Genomic DNA, 16,982 nt, shown 5'->3' with positions numbered 1-16,982 from the left:
GATCTGTGAGAGCTACGCGCACAGTGATGAGCAGGCAAAGACGATGACAAAACCCAAAGGCACACCAAGCTCTACAAGAGTGATGTGGCCGCCAAAGCCAGAACATCGCTGAATCAGCGTAAAGACGCTTGAATTTCAAACATGCAGACTAAGCCCTCAGTATGGGCTTACCATACATCTCAAGGGTGCCAAAAATGAGGCTAAGTAGTCTATATTTAAAGGATTTCAGTGGTGAGCCGTGCAGGATTCGAACCTGCGACCCACTGATTAAAAGTCAGTTGCTCTACCAACTGAGCTAACGGCCCACACTCTGTGGCGCGGTTACTATGCCCACAGTGCATAGCGGTCAAGGCCCAAAATCAAAGAAATCGACCTCTGGATAGATTTTTCTCGCTGAACTATATGAGGCCTATGAACAACGGATCAAATACCACTCGCAAAGCGACCTCGGGCTTGCCATTTCGCAAGATGCACGGGCTGGGCAATGACTTTGTTATTGTCGATGCGCGCAGTGCGCCGGATCTGATCACCCATGCATTGGCGCGGGCGATCGGACATCGCGCTTTTGGTGTTGGCTTCGACCAGTTGGTTGTCTTGCGCGACTCGGATGTCGCCGATCTGGACGTCGAATTCTGGAACTCGGATGGGTCGCGGGCCGGGGCCTGTGGCAACGCAAGCCGTTGTATCGCACGCCTGATTTCCGAAGAGACCGGAAAATCCGACATGTCGTTCAAAACCGATCATGCGGTGCTGCAAGCCAGGTCTTTGGGTGACAATATCTTCAGCGTGAATATGGGCCTGCCGCAATTGGCATGGGACCAGATCCCCCTGGCGGGGCCGGTCGAGGATCTGATGAACCTGCCACTCCCAGGCTCTCCCGTCGCGGTCGGCATGGGCAACCCGCATATGGTTTTCGTGGTCCGGGATGCCGAATCTGTCGACCTGAAAACCGTTGGACCAAACCTGGAGCACCACGCGCTGTACCCGGAACGGACCAACGTCGAATTCATCCATGTCATCGACCGCAACGCAATCCGTATGCGGGTCTGGGAGCGGGGCGGCATGATCACTCTTGCCTGTGGATCCGGTGCCTGCGCTGCGGCCGTCGCGGCCCATCTCAAGGGCCTGACAGAGCGCAAGATCACAGTGCATCTGGATGGGGGGCCATTGGAGATCGATTGGCGCGAGGACGGGATTTGGATGACCGGCACCGCAACCCACGTGTTTGATGGCATTCTTACCCGTGAATTTCTGGACTCTGTTTGATGATCTCGAAACCACCCCAGTTCACGACCCTCGGGTGTCGTCTTAACGCCTATGAAACCGAGGCGATGAAAGAGCTGTCACAACAGGCCGGGTTGGACAATGCCGTGGTGATCAACACCTGCGCGGTCACCGCCGAAGCCGTTCGTAAGGCGCGTCAGGAAATTCGAAAACTGCGCCGCGAGAACCCGGATGCGCGGATTATCGTGACCGGATGCGCCGCCCAGACCGAACCCGAAACTTTTGCGGCCATGGACGAAGTCGACACTGTCATCGGCAACACCGAAAAAATGCAACCCGGCACCTGGCAGAACATGGCCGCAGATTTCATTGGCCAGACCGAACGGGTCCAGGTGGATGACATCATGTCCGTTTCCGAAACCGCCGGCCACCTGATCGACGGGTTTGGTACGCGGTCGCGCGCCTATGTGCAGGTTCAAAACGGCTGTGATCATCGGTGTACGTTCTGCATCATTCCTTATGGCCGCGGCAATTCACGCTCGGTCCCGGCAGGTGTCGTTGTCGATCAGATCAAACGGCTGGTGGACAAAGGCTACAACGAAGTTGTGCTGACCGGGGTCGACTTGACCTCGTGGGGGGCAGATCTACCGGCACAGCCCAAACTGGGCGACCTGGTGATGCGGATTCTCAAACTGGTGCCAGACCTGCCGCGCCTGCGGATCTCGTCGATCGACTCGATCGAAGTAGACGAGAACCTCATGCAAGCCATCGCAACAGAAACGCGCCTTATGCCGCATCTGCATTTGTCCCTGCAACACGGCGATGACCTGATCCTCAAACGGATGAAACGGCGGCATTTGCGCGACGACGCAATCCGCTTTGCGGAAGACGCCCGCCGACTGCGACCGGACATGACCTTTGGCGCTGATATCATCGCGGGTTTCCCGACCGAAACCGATGCGCATTTTGAAAACTCGCTGAAACTGGTCACGGATTGTGATCTGACCTGGCTGCACGTATTCCCCTATTCCAAACGGGATGGCACGCCGGCGGCTAAAATCCCCAACCAGATCAATGGCAATGTGATCAAGCAACGCGCCGCCCGTTTGCGGGCTGCAGGGGACGCACAGGTTCAGGCTCATCTGGCCGACCAGATCGGCAAAACCCATCACATTCTGATGGAAAACCCCCATATGGGTCGGACTGAACAATTCACCGAAGTCACATTTGCACAGCCCCAGCGCGAGGGCAGCATCGTGACCGCCCAGATCATCGGTGTGACCGAGACCCGGCTCTCCGCCTGATCTCCCGTTCGGCAGCTTGCTGCTTCTTTCTGGTTTCAAATACCTTGGGGGTGAATGCCTCGCAGAGGCAGAGGGGGCAACGCCCCCAATAGAAAACCAAACAAGAAAAGCCCCCACCAGATGATCTGGCAGGGGCTTTGATATTCAATGTACTGACGGATTGATCAGCGATCAGTCGCGCGTCTTGCTCTTGTGGGGGGCCCAGATGCGCTTGTTGGTCAGATACAGCATAACAGACAGGATCGTCAGGAACAGAACGCCAACAAATCCAGCCTGCTTGCGGGCCATCATCTTGGGCTCGGCAGTCCACATCAGGAACGCCGCGACGTCCTGGGACATGTTATGCACATCATTAGCATGACCATCGGCGAATTCGACTTGTTCGTCGAACAGCGGCGGTGCCATCGAAATCCAGCCACCAGGAAAGGCAGTGTTTTCGTAAAAGAGAGTGCCTGCCTCTTCCTTTTCTTCGCCAGTGTAACCGTCCAGCAGCGATGCAATGTATTCAGCACCACCCATACCTTTGACGAACTGGTTGATACCCAACCCATAGGGGCCGTGGAACCCGGCACGGGCCTTGGCCATCATCGACAGGTCGGGCGCACCCGCTGCCGTGTTGGCCGGGAAGTGGTCAACCGGCTTTGCCGGGCGATCATCATCCAGCTCTGCATCAAACACCGAGAAGTTTTCAGCTGCATAGGCGCGCACCTGATCTTCGGCCATATGCGGGCCGCCTTCGTCAGACAGGGTCCGGATCGGAACCTGCTTGAGGCCATGGCAGGCTGCGCAGACTTCGGTATAGATCTGCAGACCGCGCTGCAGCTGGTTTTGGTCGTAGGTGCCGAACGGGCCTTCGAACGAGAACGCAAAGTCCTCGATGTGCTGGTCGCCACCACCTGCCGCGTTGGACGCGACAGGGGCAATCGCCAGAGCAAAGGCAGCACCGATTGCAAGTTTCTTGAACATGGGTTTCGGTCCCTCTTATTCGGCGGGCGAAGCGTCAGACGCCTTGCCATAATGCGCGTTGAAGTCTTCTTCGATGGTCGCGGGCTGTGCGTCCGGCTTTTCGATCACACCCAGGATGGGCAGAATGACCAGGAAGTAACCGAACCAATAGGCCGAAGCGATCAGCGAGAACGAAGCATAGGGCTCTTCAGCAGGCATCGCACCCAGCCACATCAGGGCAAAGAAGTCGACGATCAGCAGGTAGAACCACCATTTGAACATCGGACGATAGGTCCCCGAACGCACCCGGCTGGTATCCAGCCATGGCACCAGAGCCATCACCGCGATCGCGCCAAACATGGCCAGCACACCAAAGAACTTGGCGTCGACGATGCCACCGGTCACGAAGGACGCGAACTGAACAACCCAGACTTCCGAAGTGAAGGCACGCAGGATCGCGTAGAACGGCAGGAAGTACCATTCTGGAACGATATGCGCAGGTGTCACCAGCGGGTTGGCTTCGATGTAGTTGTCGGGGTGACCCAAGTAGTTGGGCATATAGCCGACAATCGCCCAGAAAATAACCAGAACAACGGCCAGACCAAAGAAGTCCTTGATCACAAAGTAGGGCCAGAACGGCAGCGTGTCTTTCTTGGCTTCTTCCTTCGATCCCTTGCGGACATCAACACCCGACGGGTTGTTGTTGCCTGTGGTGTGGAAGGCCCAGATGTGAACCACGACCAGGGCGGCAATCACAAACGGCAGCAGATAGTGCAGCGAGAAGAAACGGTTCAGCGTGGCGTTGCCAACAGCGGGCCCGCCCAGCAGCCAGGTCTGGATCGGTTCGCCGATGAACGGAATGGCACCAAACAGGCCGGTGATGACGGTCGCACCCCAAAAGGACATCTGACCCCAAGGCAACACATACCCCATGAATGCGGTGCCCATCATCATCAAATAGATCAGCATGCCGACGATCCACGTGATCTCACGCGGGGCCTTGTAGGAGCCGTAGAACAGACCTCGGAAGATGTGGATGTATACCGCAACAAAGAACAGCGACGCGCCGTTCATGTGCAGGTACCGCAGCATATGGCCGCCATTCACGTTGCGCATGATGTGTTCGATGCTGGCGAACGCCAGATCAACATGCGGGGTGTAATGCATCACCAGAACGATACCGGTAACGATTTGCAGGGCCAGGCAGAACGCCAGAACGATGCCCCAGATCCACCACCAATTCAGGTTCTTGGGGGTCGGGATCATGATTGTGTCGTAGATCAGACCAACGATGGGCAGGCGGCTGTGCAGCCACTTCTCTGCGCCCGTCTTTGGTTCATAATGATCGTGCGGAATTCCGGACATGAGCGCGCTTCCTTATCCCAGTTTGATCGTTGTTGCGTCGGTGAATTCAGCCACCGGCACGTGCAGGTTCTCAGGTGCGGGGCCTTTGCGGATCCGGCCTGCGGTGTCATAATGCGACCCGTGGCACGGGCAGAACCAACCGTGGAAATCACCTGCGCCATCACCCAGAGGCACACAGCCCAGGTGGGTACAAACACCCATCATCACCAGCCATTCACCCGCATCATCCAGTGTGCGGTTGGCATCGGCAGCATCGGTGCCGGGTTTGTTGGGGTTTTCCGATGATTGGTCAATCAGCTCGGACAGCTCGACTGAACGGGCGTCATCAATTTCTTCCTGGCTGCGACGGCGAACGAACACCGGCTTGCCCAGGAACATGACACTGATCTGTGTTCCGATCTCTACATCACTGACGTCCACCAGGATCGAGGACAGCGCCTTGACGTCGGCCGAGGGGTTCATCTGGTTGACCAGGGGCCATACGGCGGCACCCGCGGTCACTGCCCCGGCGCCGGCAGTGGCGTAGTAGAGGAAATCTCTCCGGGTTCCTTCGTGGTCTTCTGCGTGGGACACGAGGTTTTCTCCAATTCCAGCGCCCGCTTAAGGGCAAACATGCGCATGCACCGCTGGTTTTGCGGTGACTCAAGGCGCGTATCTATCGACGCAAAATGCATTCGTCCAGACTTCATGCGTGCGCATGAAGTCGCAGATACATATTTATGTAACGTACCGGACACAGTTGCCCAGGCGAAATCACCGGAATTGGGAGAGGGTCGGCTAATTATCAGCTTTCAGGCGGTCGCGTGGCCTCCATGCTGGGGCGCGATTCGAACGCCGCAAACCAATCGGCAAGGGCTTCATTTCCGGTGCGCCAGCCAGAATCCGGATGCCGAAAGTCAACGTAGCCAAGCGCACAGGCCACGCCAATCTGACCAATATTCAGCGGGCCGCGCAAATGGGGCATCCACCGCGCGTTCAACGCCGCACATCCGCCCAGAACCTTGCCCAATTGGCCGTCAATCCATTCGGGCCAGCGTTTTTCTTCGGGGCGCAGGCGTTTTTCATACGACAACAAAACAGCCGCATCCATGATCCCGTCAGCGGTCGCCTCCAGAATTTTTGTGTCCCAACCACCGGCGTACAGCTTGCCGCCCGCACGGTCGTCCAGATATTCACAGATCACCCGGCTGTCGTACAATGTCGGCCCGTCGCCCCGCTCCAGCGCCGGGATCTTGGACAGTGGATTCGAGGCACTGACATCTGCGCTGGGGGCAACCGGCGAGGTGGCCACATCGACAATCTCGACATCATCCAGCTGACCGGTTTCGTGCAGCAGAACCACAACCTTGCGCACAAAGGGCGACGCCCCGGCATAATATAGCTTCATGTCTTTCTCCTCCTGTTGCGACCCAAGGTAAGTACTCGATCGCATTTGGAAAGGGCATTGGGTCGCAAAGATGATCGCTTGACCCTCCTTTGGTCCTTGATTTTTGTCAGGCCCCTGATTTTTGTCACGCCCCGAATTTTTTCAGACCCGCAACACTCAACGCTTGAAAATCATCGCAATCATGGCCAATGTCCGGTCTGTTCTCAGGGCGGGGTGAAATTCCCCACCGGCGGTATGCAGGGCATTGATCCTGCCAGCCCGCGAGCGGCTCCCGGTCATTGGGAGTGTCAGCAGATCTGGTGAGAGGCCAGAGCCGACGGTGAAAGTCCGGATGGAAGAGAACGTGCGGATCAGATCACGCCATCGGTGTGTCTGGACGTTCGTGATCGCCTTGGGTGCCGTGTCTGTAACCAAAGGAGATCACTATGACACACACCCGCTATGCTTTCATCAAGGCGCAATGGCACGCCGATATTGTCGATCGCGCATTGGAGGGGTTCTGCGAACTCATCCCCGCCGATCAGGTCGATGTCTATGACGTCCCCGGCGCGTTCGAAATGCCGCTGGTGGCGCGGGATCTGGCCGCGACCGGACGCTATGGCGCCGTGGCCTGCGCCGCCTTTGTCGTTGATGGCGGCATCTATCGTCATGATTTCGTGGCCCAGGCTGTCGTCGACGGATTGATGCGCGCCGGACTGGACACCGGGGTTCCGGTGCTTTCGGTCTCGCTGACCCCGCACCATTATCAGGAAACTGATCACCACAACGCGATCTACCGCGAACATTTTGTGGACAAGGGCCGTGAAGCCGCCCAGGCCGCGCTACAGATCGGCAAAACCCGTGCGGCTCTTGCAGCCTGACCTAGGTAAATCGCGCGCCTGTCACCCCAGATAGGCCCGCAACGCAGGCGGCGGATTGTCCAGCAATTCCGCCGTCGCCACTGGCGCATGCGCCTGACCGTCTGCCACCAATATCACCTGATCGGCGATCCGGCGCGCGTCATTCGGATCGTGGCTCACCATCATCAGAGTCGCACCGGTTTCCGCGATCAGGTCCGCCACCAGATCCAGCATCTCGGCCTTTAATGCGGGCCCCAGCGCGGCAAAGGGTTCATCCAGCAACAGCAAATCGCGCCCCTGCACCAGCACCCGGGCCAATGCCACCCGGCTTTGCTGTCCCCCGGACAGCGCCGCAGGTTTGCGATCGCCCATACCGTCCAACCCAACCCGGTTCACTGCCTGTTCAACCCGTGCGGTGTCCTGCGTGTCCAACCGCAGATCGGCCCGAATCCCCAGCCCGACATTCTGCGCCACGCTCAAATGCGGAAACAGATTGCCATCCTGGAACAACATCGCAACAGGCCGCTTGCCCGGTGCCATCGCGCCCAGATCCTGACCATCCCACCGCAACGTCCCCGCGGCAAAGGGCAAAAACCCGGCGATCGCCTCGATCAGGGTGGTCTTGCCTGCCCCGGATGGGCCAATGACCGCCACGCGCGCACCCCGCGAAACGCACAGATCTGCGCTCAGATCAAAACCGCCGTTGGAGATGCGACATTTCTCAAGCTTCAGCATGCCAACGCCCTCCCCGGTCCAAAACCCAAAATGCCCCCATCGACAAACCCAACAGCAACAGCGCCGCCCCGGCGGCGGCTTCCATCCGATAGGCCCCCATCAATCGATAGATCTGCAAGGGCAATGTCGCCAGCTCATGATCCGCGAACAACGCAATGACCCCCAGATCCCCCATCGACAGCGCCGCCGCCAACCCGGCGGCAAATCCGATCTGCGCCCGCATCCGCGGCAGCAGAACGCGCCTTACGAATGGCCAACCGTCCATGTCCAGCGACAGGGTCAGCTTGCCATAGCGCGCCACCACAGACCGGGCCTGTGGCACCAGGATCCGCAGCGCAAAGGGCAACGCCATCACCGCATTGACCACAGCCGTCACGATCAGAGCAAAATCGCTGGGATCTGCAAAGGGATGAATGACCACGAACAACCCGGTGCCAATCACCAAAGGCGACGCCGCCAATCCCAGCACTCCGGATATTTCGATTGCGCCACCATGACCCAGCGCCACGGCCACCGCCATTGGCAAAGCCAACAGCAACAGAACCAACGTGCTGGCGGCAGCCACCCCAATCGATGTCATTGCGGCCTGTAAAACCGCCCAGGGCAAGTCGACCAACCCCGGTGCCCCGGACACCACGATGGCCATCAACGGCAAAAGCAAAAATGCCGCCGCGGCACAGATCCACCCGGCATCGACGGCGCGTGCGCCCGGGCTCTCTCCATCCCAGCGTCTGACCAGCCGGTCCAACCCGCCGCCAAATCCTTCGCCTACCGACACCCGCAACGCGACCCAGGCCGCCAATCCGGTCAACACCAGCTGAAGGCCCGACAGCAGCGCCGCCCGACCCAGATCAAAATCAAACCGAAACGCCTGATAGATTGCCAATTCAATTGTTGTCGCACGCGGCCCGCCACCCAGGGTCAACGCCACGGCAAAGCTGGTCAGGCAGATTGCAAAAACCACCGCCAACACCCCCGGCACCACCTGACGCAGCATCGGCACCTCCAACAGGCGGAACATATCCCGACCATCGGCACCCAATTGTGCGGCCAGACGAAACCGTTCTGCCGGGATCTCCTGCCATCCTTGCAGGATCAACCGGGTTGCCAGCGGCAAATTGAAAAACACATGCGCCAGCACGACACCATGCAGGCCATAAATGCGGATCGGCTCCATCCCGATCCAGCCCAATGCCGTACTGATCCACCCGGCGCGCCCAAACACTTCGAGCAATCCCAAGATGGCAACAATCACCGGCAGGATAAACGGCGCACCCAACAGCCCGATCAAAAGGCGGCGACCAAAGAACCTGCGCCGCGCCAAAGCCCGCGCCACAGGAATCGCAAGCCCGACGCTGAACAGCGCCGACAGGCTGGCCTGAAACACGGTGAACCGCAGCGCCGCCCAATCGGACGGGCCCAGACCCGACCCGGCCTCGGCCCGCCAAACAACGGCGCACAACGTCCCCAGAATCAGCGCGGCAACAGCAATCGCCGCGCAAATCCCAGAGGCTGCGCTTACTGGCTCAGCGCGCCGAGCCATTCGCCCAAGGCTACATCCCGCACGGCTGCCGCTTCGGAGGCAGGCAACAAAAGCGATTTCTCGGGCGTCACCAACGTGTCAAATCCATCCGGCAAACCGGCCGCCGGAGTGACCGCCGGGTACATCCAATTGGTCGTGGGGATAATCGACTGGAACGCATCCGACACCATGAACGCCAGGAATTGATCGGCCAGTTCGGGTTGGTCGCTGGCGGCCAGCTTGCCGGCCACTTCGACCTGCATATAATGGCCTTCGCTGAATGATGCTGCTGCCTTGGACGCATCTTCTTCGGCAATCAGGTGATAAGCAGGAGATGTCGTATAGGACAACACCATGTCCGCTTCGCCCTCCAGAAACAGGCCATAGGCTTCAGACCAGCCTTTGGTCACGGTGACCACATTGTCGGCCAGCCCCTCCCAGATCGCCGGGGCCTCATCGCCATAGGCCGCCTTGACCCACAATAGCAGGCCCAAACCGGGCGTGGACGACCGCGGGTCCTGAATCACTATTTTCTTGTCGCTGGCGCCCAGCGCCTTGAAATCCGTCGGCGCGGCAGCATCGGCATTATGCACGAACGCGAAATACCCCCAATCATAGGGTACGAACAGCGGATCTTCCCAGCTGACCGGCAACGCATAATCGGCGCGCACATCATGGACGGCGAACAGCCCGGTTTCAGCCGCAGCAGCGGTCAGATTGGTGTCCAACCCCAGCACGATATCTGCGTCGGACCGTGCGCCTTCCAGCTTGACCCGCGCCAGCAACGCCGCACCATCGCCGGCACCGACCAGCTTCAGGTCACAGCCACAGACGTCTTCGAACGCTTTTTCCACCGCCGGGCCCGGGCCCCAATCGGAGACAAAGCTGTCATAGGTATAAACGGTCAATTCAGGCGTTTCGGCATAGGCTGCCGTCGCGCTCAAAAGTCCCGCTGCAAATGCAAGATGTTTCATCTCATCCTCCTTTGCGGCGATAGGGCAAGGGTGGATGTCTCCGAAACCTTCCCTCCGCCGGTTTTAGCCGGTTCAGGTTCAACGGGTGTCATCTCAGCACCAATGGTGCACCCCGAGGTGGCGCAGACCCTAGGCCGCAATGCCACCAAACACAAGCTATGGCAGCCATCAGGCCCTAACAGTCAGGACCAAGTGGACTGATCCCCTGTTCATCTGGCCCCAAATATCCCGGGGGAGTCACCAAAGGTGACGGGGGCAGCGCCCCCAACCCACATCCCAACACGCGAATCCGCTTGAGCCCCTGACCACGCGTCGCTAATCACATCCCCCAAAGGAGACCGCGTCCCATGTCGATGAACAGCTTTGGCCACCTCTTCCGCGTCACCACCTGGGGTGAAAGCCACGGACCCGCATTGGGTGCGACCGTGGACGGGTGCCCACCCAATGTGGCAATCGAACCCGAGATGCTGCAACTCTGGCTCGACAAACGCCGCCCGGGTCAGAACAAGAATACAACCCAGCGCAACGAACCGGATGCGGTGAAAATCCTGTCGGGTGTGTTTGACGGAAAATCCACCGGCACTCCGATTCAGCTGATGATCGAAAACACCGACCAGCGGTCGCGCGATTATGGCGAAATCGCCCAGACGTTTCGCCCCGGCCACGCTGACATCACCTATCACCAGAAATACGGCAACCGCGATTATCGCGGTGGCGGGCGCAGCTCGGCCCGGGAAACCGCAGCCCGTGTCGCCGCCGGTGGCGTCGCACGCGCGGCGATCAAGGCACTGGTCCCTGACCTGGAAATCAAAGGCTACATGACCCGCATGGGCGAGATGGAGATCGACCGGTCCCAATTCGACTGGGACGCGATTGACCAGAATGATTTCTGGATCCCCCAGGGCGCAGATCAGGCGCAGGCATGGGAAGACTACCTGCAAAAGCTGCGCAAGGATCACGATTCGGTCGGTGCCATTGTCGAAGTGGTGGCCCGGAATGTGCCCGCCGGGATCGGCGCTCCGATCTATGGCAAGCTCGACACCGATCTGGCCGCCGCGATGATGTCGATCAACGCGGTCAAAGGCGTCGAAATCGGCGAAGGCATGGCCGCAGCCCTGTTGCGTGGCACGGAAAACGCCGACGAGATCTATATGGGCGAAAACGGTCCCGAATATTCGTCGAACCACGCGGGCGGCATTCTGGGCGGTATTTCCACCGGACAGGACGTGGTGGTGCGCTTTGCGGTCAAACCGACCTCGTCGATCCTGACCCCGCGTCAGTCGATCCGCAAGGACGGCACCGCCATCGAAGTCATTACCAAGGGTCGTCATGACCCCTGCGTCGGCATCCGCGCCGTGCCCGTGGCCGAAGCGATGATGGCCTGTGTGATTCTGGATCACCTGCTGCTGCATCGTGGTCAGATTGGCGAAAACCAGGGCACGATCGGCTGATGCAGGACATTCACGCGCGGCTGCGCCGCCTTGTCGCCCAGCAGATGGATCAGGATCCGGCGCATGATCTGGCCCATCTGGATCGGGTCTGGACCAATGCCCACCGTATTGCCCGCCATCAGGCCGATCACGAAGACTCTGTAAACCTGCGGGTTCTGATGGCTGCGGCCTATCTGCACGATCTGGTCAACCTGCCCAAGGACGCCCCCAATCGGGCCGAGGCTTCGACCCTATCGGCCCAGCGCGCCGTGCCGATCCTGCAGGACCTGGGGTATACCGGGGCCGAAATCAAAGCCGCCCAACACGCCATTGCGGCGCACAGCTATTCCGCCGGTATCCCGGCGCAATCGACCGAAGCCGAAATCCTGCGTGACGCGGACCGGCTGGACGCATTGGGTGCCATCGGCATTGCCCGCACGTTCATTGTCGCAGGCAGCATGAGGCGCGCGATCTATGATCCGGCCGATCCCTTTGCCGCCGACCGTCCGCTGGATGATCAGGATTGGTCCATCGACCATTGGCACCTGAAACTGCTGCAGCTGCCCAAGGAAATGGTCACCACCAAGGGCCGCGAGATTGCCGAAAAACGGGCCAAGCTGATGCTGGCCTATCTCGAACAATTGTCCAAAGAGATCGACACCGACCTGCCCAACCATTGGTCTGACCTACTGACATGACCCAGATCCTGGCGATCACCTTCCCGATCTATGGCGCAATCGCGCTGGGGTATCTGGTGGTGGCAAAAGGCTGGTTCGCCGCTGCCGAAATGCGCACGCTGGGCAAATATGTCCTGAATATCGCCCTGCCCGCGCTGCTGTTCAATGCGGTGGCGTCGCGCCGGATCGCGGATGTGTTTCAACCCGATTACATGCTGGCCTATGGGTTGGGGGGGCTGGCGACCATCGCCACCGCCTGGATCTTGTTCACCCTGCGCGGCACTGACCCGCAACGGCGCGCGTTGGGCGTTATGGGCTCGACCTGTCCCAACAATGCTTTCATCGGGTTTCCGATCATGTTGCTGGCTTTCCCGGCCCAGGCCGAAATCATCCTGGCTCTGAACCTGCTAGTCGAAAACATCCTGTTGGTGCCGCTGTGCCTGTTGCTGATGGAAGGCGCATCGGGCAACCGACAGGAATCATTGCTGCGCCACATCGGAGCAATTCTGTTCAATGTGTTGAAAATGCCGATGGTGATCGGGCTGTTGCTGGGCCTGGCGGTCTCGCTTGTCAATGTCCCTCTGCCCGCCCCCTTTACCCGCCTGACCGGTATGCTGGCGGCCTCGGCCTCGGCATTGTCGCTGGTGGTGATCGGTGGATCACTGGTCGGCCTGCCGCTGCATGGCAACCGGGGATTGGCCGCGCAGATCACCATGACCAAACTACTGATCCACCCCGGGCTGGTTGCCGGTGCGGCTCTGACGCTGAGCGCTTTGGGCTGGATCGCGCTGACCCCGGATTTCCACAGCGCAGCAATCCTGTCGGCGGCGATGCCGATGTTCGGCATCTATACGGTTCTGGCCCAGAAACAGGGGCTCGAAGGTGCCGCGTCGATCGCCATGCTGGGGGCCACAACAACCGCCTTTGTCACGCTCAACCTGTTCCTTCTGTTCCTGACCTAAGGCCCGGGACCCTTAGGCAAACAAACCGGCGTATTCCTCGCGCAGCGCCTTTTTCTGAACCTTGCCCATGGTGTTACGGGGCAGCTCCGGCACCAGGATCACCTGCTTGGGCTGCTTGAACTTTGCCAGGTCTGCGGCCAACGTCTCCCGCACCTGATCCGCCTGCAATTCCGGATCAGTTGCCACAACGATGGCCACGACCGCCTCGCCGAAATCGGGATGTGGTGCCCCAATGACGGCACTCTCCAGCACCCCCGGCATATCGTCGATCAGGCTTTCGACCTCCTTTGGGTAAACATTGAACCCGCCGGTGATGATCAGATCCTTTTCGCGCCCCACGATGGTGACATAGCCATCACTGTCCATCCGGGCCAGATCGCCGGTGATGAACCACCCGTCCGGGCGCAGCTCTTCGGCGGTTTTCTCGGGCATCTGCCAATAGCCCTGAAACACATTTGATCCGCGCACTTCCAAAACCCCGGTCTCGCCCGTCGGCACCGGGACGCCATCTACCATGATCCGCGCCTCGACGCCGGGCAGCGGGAAACCCACCGTGCCAGCGCGCCGTTCCCCCTCATAAGGGTTCGAGGTGCTCATATTGGTTTCGGTCATGCCATAGCGTTCCAGGATCCGATGACCGGTGCGCGCTTCCCACAGCTCGTGGGTCTCAACCAACAAGGGTGCCGATCCCGAAATGAACAGACGCATGTTGGCTGCCCGTTCCCGCGTCAGCCGCTCATCCGCCAACAGGCGGGTATAGAACGTCGGTACCCCCATCAAAGCGGTGGCGTTCGGCATCGCCTCCAGAATGGCGTCCGCGTCAAAGCCCGGCAGGAACACAACCCCCGCCCCGGCCAACAGCGCCACATTGGTCGCCACAAACAGCCCGTGCGTGTGAAAGATCGGCAGGGCATGGATCAGCACATCCTGGTCCGTGAACCGCCAGTATTCCTTTAACATCTCTGAATTCGACGCCAGATTGTCATGGCTCAGCATCGCGCCCTTGGACCGCCCGGTGGTCCCCGACGTATAGAGGATAGCAGCCAGATCCTGTGCCCCGCGCGCCACCGGGGTAAACGCCCCCCGGCCCACGACGGACTCGGTCAGCGTACCATTGCCTTTGGCATCCAGCGTCACCACCCGCGCATCTCCGGAGATCCCGCGTATTGCCTCCGACCGGTCCGGATCACACACCACAACGCGTGGTGTCGCATCCCCCAGGAAATAAGCGACTTCGGACGTGGTATAGGCGGTATTCAGCGGCAGAAACACGCCCCCCGCCATCACCGTTCCCAGGTACAGCTGGATCGCTTCGATCGTCTTGTGAACCTGCACGGCAACGCGGTCCCCCGGTTGCACCCCCATCGCCACCAAAGCCGCCGCATTGCGTTCGGCCCCGGCAAACAGCTCACCAAAGGTGACACTGGCCCGCGCTGGAAACCGCGCAAAGTTCCGGGTTTCATGCCCGCGTGATGCCGCATGTAATCGGGAAATCAAATGGTTGGTGTCATACATTCTGGTCGCTCCGGCTGATGGCTCCGTTTTGCGTCATGCGGCAAAGCAAAATCAACCCGTTGATCTTTCGGTCGCTGAGGCGCAGGGTCGCGGCCATGGCACAATCATTAACATCGCATCGACCGATTCTCGCGGTTTTTCTCAAAGTGACCGCCATCGGCCTGTTTACTGCCATGTCCGGTGTGATCAAGGCGACATCGGATGTTGTGCCTGCGGGCGAAGCGGTGTTCTTCCGCTCGTTCTTTGCGATTCCCGTCATCGTTGTCTGGTTGGCGATCCGGGGCGACTTGCGCCACGGGTTTGTTGCCAAGAATCCGATGGGTCACGTCTGGCGTGGGGTGTTGGGGACATCTGCGATGGCGCTGACATTTACCGGTTTGGGGTTGCTGCCGCTGCCCGAAGTCACGGCCATCGGCTATGCCACCCCCATTTTTACAGTCATCCTCGCAGCGCTTTTGCTGGGCGAAACAATCCGGTTGGTGCGCCTGTCTGCGGTGGCCATCGGGTTGGTCGGGGTGTTGATCATGATCTGGCCCCGGTTGGGCGGCGGCGCAGACATGAGCGATACCGCCACGCTGGGCGCGATCTGCGTTCTGCTCGCGACCATGGCCCGGGCGATGGTCCAGATCCACCTGCGCAAGCTGGTCCAGACAGACCACACCGCAGCCATCGTATTCTATTTCTCGGCCACCGCATCCGGTCTGTCCCTGCTGACCCTGCCATTTGGCTGGGTGGTGCCGGACCTGCAAACGACCCTGCTGCTGATTGGGGCCGGTTTGGTCGGCGGTATCGCACAGATCCTTGTGACCTCTTCCTATCGTTTTGGCCCGGCGTCGATGCTGGCGCCCTATGACTATATGTCGATGCTGTTTGCCATCATCATCGGCTATGTCTGGTTCGCGGAATTACCGACCTGGGTCATGCTGGCCGGGGCGACCTTGGTCATTGCCGGCAACATCCTGGTCATCTGGCGCGAAAGCCGCCTGGGCCTGGACCGCCGCCGCACCCGCGCTGCAACAGACCCAAAGAATTGAGCGCAAACGAAATACGGGCGCCCATATGGACGCCCGTTTTCAAACCCCAAGTCGCGTGAGATCAGCTGCGTACCAGCTTCTCGTAATCTTCGGCAATTCCACGGGTCAGATCACCAACCTCGAACGTATAATCCCCGATCTGCCCCACCGGAGTCACCTCGGCCGCAGTACCTGTCAGCCAGCACTGTTCGAAATCCGCCATCTCTTCGGGTTTGATCCGACGTTCATGCACGGTGATGCCCTTGTCCTTGAGCATCCCGATCACGGTCTGCCGGGTGATCCCGTTCAAAAAGCAATCGGCCAGCGGTGTGTGCACTTCGCCACCCTTGACGAAAAACACGTTGGCACCGGTGGCTTCGGCTACATAACCGCGCCAATCCATGAACAACGCATCCGAACAGCCTTTGGCTTCGGCCTTGTGCTTGGAGATGGTGCAGATCATGTACAGACCGGCGGCCTTGGCATGAACCGGAATGGTTTCCGGGCTGGGCCGTTTCCATTCCGCGATGTCCAGCTTGGCGCCTTTCATCTTGGCGTCGCCGTAATAGGCGCCCCAGCCCCAGACGGCGATCGCCATCCGAACCGGGTTCTTGGCCGATGCGACACCCATGTCTTCGCCCGACCCACGCCAGACCAACGCACGCACATAGGCGTCGGTCAGACCGCTGGCCTTCAGCGTTTCTTCCTTGGCCGCTTCGATCTGATCGACCGTATAGGGCATCGGCATGTCCAGCGCCTCGGCGGAGGCAATCAACCGCTCGGAGTGTTCGCGGCTTTTGAAAATCTTGCCGTTATACGCCCGTTCGCCTTCAAATACGGAACTGGCATAATGCATGGCATGAGTCAGAATATGGACCTTGGCATCACGCCAATTGACCATCTCTCCATCCATCCAGATCAGACCGTCCCGATCATCATAACCCGACATACCAAATCCTCCTGACGCGGGGTTGCTTTACGAATATTGCGCTCTTTACGACCGAACCGGACATAATATTGCGCCAAAACAGCGATTCGATACCTCTTTGCTCTTGGAATGTCAACAAGGCTGACTTAAACTGTAACAAAA

16 protein-coding genes, 1 tRNA gene and 2 riboswitches are annotated in these 16,982 nt (G+C 59.5%); of the genes, 7 read left to right on the top strand and 10 right to left on the bottom strand.

The window, feature by feature from the left end; translation table 11 throughout:
* Window positions 1-229: 229 nt before the first annotated feature.
* Window positions 230-305: transfer RNA gene (locus QEZ52_RS02025), tRNA-Lys, on the bottom strand.
* 106 nt (window positions 306-411) lie between these two features.
* Between QEZ52_RS02025 and dapF the strand changes: the two genes are divergently transcribed.
* Together dapF and mtaB are read left to right on the top strand one after the other, a co-directional pair.
* Complete coding sequence (dapF, locus tag QEZ52_RS02020; protein WP_406647553.1) at window positions 412-1,266, top strand: diaminopimelate epimerase; 855 nt, start codon at window positions 412-414, stop codon at window positions 1,264-1,266.
* Complete coding sequence (mtaB, locus tag QEZ52_RS02015; RefSeq protein ID WP_406647550.1) at window positions 1,266-2,528, top strand: tRNA (N(6)-L-threonylcarbamoyladenosine(37)-C(2))-methylthiotransferase MtaB; 1,263 nt, start codon at window positions 1,266-1,268, stop codon at window positions 2,526-2,528. The genes dapF and mtaB overlap by 1 nt, the downstream gene beginning before the upstream one ends.
* A gap of 171 nt (window positions 2,529-2,699) precedes the next feature.
* On the opposite strand, the gene QEZ52_RS02010 is transcribed toward mtaB, so the two are convergent.
* From QEZ52_RS02010 to QEZ52_RS01995, 4 genes are all read right to left on the bottom strand, one after another.
* Window positions 2,700-3,494: a cytochrome c1 gene (locus QEZ52_RS02010; protein WP_406647548.1), complete on the bottom strand. Its 795-nt coding sequence runs from the start codon at window positions 3,492-3,494 to the stop codon at window positions 2,700-2,702.
* Between the two features lie 15 nt (window positions 3,495-3,509).
* Window positions 3,510-4,838: a cytochrome b gene (gene petB, locus QEZ52_RS02005; protein ID WP_406647546.1), complete on the bottom strand. Its 1,329-nt coding sequence runs from the start codon at window positions 4,836-4,838 to the stop codon at window positions 3,510-3,512.
* A 12-nt stretch (window positions 4,839-4,850) separates the two neighbouring features.
* A complete protein-coding gene (gene petA, locus QEZ52_RS02000; RefSeq protein ID WP_406647544.1) occupies window positions 4,851-5,411 on the bottom strand; it encodes a ubiquinol-cytochrome c reductase iron-sulfur subunit in 561 nt (186 codons plus the stop codon).
* A gap of 211 nt (window positions 5,412-5,622) precedes the next feature.
* A complete protein-coding gene (locus QEZ52_RS01995; protein WP_406647542.1) occupies window positions 5,623-6,225 on the bottom strand; it encodes a glutathione S-transferase in 603 nt (200 codons plus the stop codon).
* Between the two features lie 195 nt (window positions 6,226-6,420).
* A riboswitch (FMN riboswitch) is annotated at window positions 6,421-6,572 on the top strand.
* Window positions 6,573-6,650: 78 nt separating this feature from the next.
* Here QEZ52_RS01995 and QEZ52_RS01990 point away from each other — a divergent pair.
* Window positions 6,651-7,085: a 6,7-dimethyl-8-ribityllumazine synthase gene (locus QEZ52_RS01990; protein WP_406647540.1), complete on the top strand. Its 435-nt coding sequence runs from the start codon at window positions 6,651-6,653 to the stop codon at window positions 7,083-7,085.
* A 21-nt stretch (window positions 7,086-7,106) separates the two neighbouring features.
* Here QEZ52_RS01990 and QEZ52_RS01985 read toward each other — a convergent pair whose 3' ends face one another.
* The 3 genes from QEZ52_RS01985 to thiB are packed head-to-tail and all read right to left on the bottom strand — an operon-like array spanning window position 7,107 to window position 10,295.
* Window positions 7,107-7,799, bottom strand: coding sequence for an ATP-binding cassette domain-containing protein (locus QEZ52_RS01985; RefSeq protein WP_406647538.1), 693 nt, complete (start codon window positions 7,797-7,799; stop codon window positions 7,107-7,109).
* The gene (locus tag QEZ52_RS01980) at window positions 7,786-9,342 is read right to left on the bottom strand and encodes a thiamine/thiamine pyrophosphate ABC transporter permease ThiP (protein WP_406647536.1); all 1,557 of its coding nucleotides are present in this window, start codon (window positions 9,340-9,342) and stop codon (window positions 7,786-7,788) included. Before QEZ52_RS01980 ends, QEZ52_RS01985 begins: the two co-directional genes overlap by 14 nt.
* Window positions 9,318-10,295, bottom strand: a complete 978-nt coding sequence (gene thiB / locus QEZ52_RS01975; protein WP_406647534.1) for a thiamine ABC transporter substrate binding subunit — start codon at window positions 10,293-10,295, stop codon at window positions 9,318-9,320. The genes QEZ52_RS01980 and thiB overlap by 25 nt, the downstream gene beginning before the upstream one ends.
* A 32-nt stretch (window positions 10,296-10,327) precedes the next feature.
* Window positions 10,328-10,420: riboswitch (TPP riboswitch) on the bottom strand.
* A 222-nt stretch (window positions 10,421-10,642) separates the two neighbouring features.
* On the opposite strand from thiB, the gene aroC reads away from it, so the two are divergent.
* Genes aroC through QEZ52_RS01960 form a run of 3 tightly spaced genes read left to right on the top strand, consistent with a single transcriptional unit; the run spans window position 10,643 to window position 13,364 of the window.
* On the top strand, window positions 10,643-11,746 hold the full coding sequence (gene aroC, locus QEZ52_RS01970; RefSeq protein WP_406647531.1) for a chorismate synthase: 1,104 nt from the start codon (window positions 10,643-10,645) through the stop codon (window positions 11,744-11,746).
* Window positions 11,746-12,423 carry an HD domain-containing protein gene (locus QEZ52_RS01965; RefSeq protein WP_406647529.1) on the top strand — a complete coding sequence of 226 codons (678 nt, stop codon included), beginning with the start codon at window positions 11,746-11,748 and terminating at the stop codon, window positions 12,421-12,423. The genes aroC and QEZ52_RS01965 overlap by 1 nt, the downstream gene beginning before the upstream one ends.
* Complete coding sequence (locus tag QEZ52_RS01960; RefSeq protein WP_406647527.1) at window positions 12,420-13,364, top strand: AEC family transporter; 945 nt, start codon at window positions 12,420-12,422, stop codon at window positions 13,362-13,364. Before QEZ52_RS01965 ends, QEZ52_RS01960 begins: the two co-directional genes overlap by 4 nt.
* Before the next feature lie 12 nt (window positions 13,365-13,376).
* Here the strand turns inward: QEZ52_RS01960 and QEZ52_RS01955 are convergent, their stop codons facing one another.
* Window positions 13,377-14,879, bottom strand: coding sequence for a malonate--CoA ligase (locus tag QEZ52_RS01955; protein ID WP_406647525.1), 1,503 nt, complete (start codon window positions 14,877-14,879; stop codon window positions 13,377-13,379).
* A 95-nt stretch (window positions 14,880-14,974) separates the two neighbouring features.
* Between QEZ52_RS01955 and QEZ52_RS01950 the strand changes: the two genes are divergently transcribed.
* Window positions 14,975-15,913, top strand: a complete 939-nt coding sequence (locus QEZ52_RS01950) for a DMT family transporter (protein WP_406647522.1) — start codon at window positions 14,975-14,977, stop codon at window positions 15,911-15,913.
* Window positions 15,914-15,974: 61 nt separating this feature from the next.
* Here the strand turns inward: QEZ52_RS01950 and QEZ52_RS01945 are convergent, their stop codons facing one another.
* A complete protein-coding gene (locus QEZ52_RS01945) occupies window positions 15,975-16,841 on the bottom strand; it encodes a branched-chain amino acid aminotransferase (RefSeq protein WP_406647520.1) in 867 nt (288 codons plus the stop codon).
* Between the last annotated feature and the right edge of the window lie 141 nt (window positions 16,842-16,982).

Origin of the sequence: Aliisedimentitalea scapharcae, assembly GCF_045277565.1 — a bacterium.
In the GTDB taxonomy this organism is placed as follows: Bacteria; Pseudomonadota; Alphaproteobacteria; order Rhodobacterales; family Rhodobacteraceae; genus Aliisedimentitalea; species Aliisedimentitalea scapharcae.
Note: the sequence above shows the minus strand (reverse complement) of the source record. Positions and strands in the feature narration are given on the sequence as shown.